Genomic DNA, 1,004 nt, shown 5'->3' on the forward strand with positions numbered 1-1,004 from the left:
TTTATCAATGCTTACAAAAGTGCCAGTTCTCGCATCATCAAAAAAGAATTTCCTCATATCAAAAAGCAACTGTGGAAGGAGTACTTCTGGTCTAGAAGTTTTTGTCTTCTAACTACAGGCGGTGTACCCATTGATGTAGTTAGAAAATATATTGAAAAACAGGGAAAGTGAGGTGAAAAGAAAATGCACAAAGCATATAAGTTTCGGTTGTACCCGACAAAGGAACAAGCAACACTTATGAATAAGTCCATCGGATGTAGTCGATTTGTATTCAACCACTTCTTAGCAAAATGGAATGAAACATACAAAGAGACAGGGAAAGGACTCACCTATCATGCTTGTGCAAAGTTACTCACTGCTTTGAAAAAGCAGTTCGAATGGTTAAAGGAAGTAGATGCACATTCCTTACAATCCTCACTTCGGAATCTGGATGATGCGTTCAAGAGATTTTTTAAGAAACAAAATGATGCCCCACGCTTTAAAAGCAAGCGAAATAAGGTACAGTCCTACACAACTAAGATTGAAAAGAAAAATCAACTACCCAAAGTGAGTATTCAAGGAAATAAACTAAAGTTTCCAAAGCTGGGATGGGTGAAGTTTGCCAAGTCTCGTAAGGTAGAAGGTCGCATACTTTCAGCTACGATTCGTAGAAACCCATCAGGAAAGTACTTTGTATCCATTCTCTGTGAAATGGGTTCTTGCCCATACGTTCCAGTAGATAAGAACAAAGCAGTGGGTGTGGATTTGGGACTGAAAGACTTTGCCATCCTTTCGGATGGTACAAAAGTGAAGCCTTCTCAATTCTTCCGTAAATATGAACAAAAATTGGTATATTGGCAAAGAATCATGTCAAGACGCACCAAAGGCGGTTCCAACTGGCAGAAAGCTAGAATCAAAGTGGCTAGAATCCATGAAAAAATAGTAAATGCACGGCACGACTTCTTACATAAATGGTCCACTAAGCTCATACGTGAAAACCAAACGATCGCTTTAGAGGACTTACA

General features: G+C 39.0%; 2 protein-coding genes. Both read left to right on the forward strand.

Annotation, left to right across the window (positions count from 1 at the left end; genetic code table 11):
- On the forward strand, positions 1-171 hold a 171-nt coding region (gene tnpA, locus BUB71_RS18770; RefSeq protein WP_139279208.1), incomplete at its 5' end, for an IS200/IS605 family transposase.
- A 12-nt stretch (positions 172-183) separates the two neighbouring features.
- A partial coding sequence (locus BUB71_RS18775; protein WP_073158800.1) for an RNA-guided endonuclease TnpB family protein occupies positions 184-1,004 on the forward strand: 821 nt, incomplete at its 3' end.

The sequence above is a fragment of the Seinonella peptonophila genome (genome assembly GCF_900129355.1).
In the GTDB taxonomy this organism is placed as follows: Bacteria; Bacillota; Bacilli; order Thermoactinomycetales; family Thermoactinomycetaceae; genus Seinonella; species Seinonella peptonophila.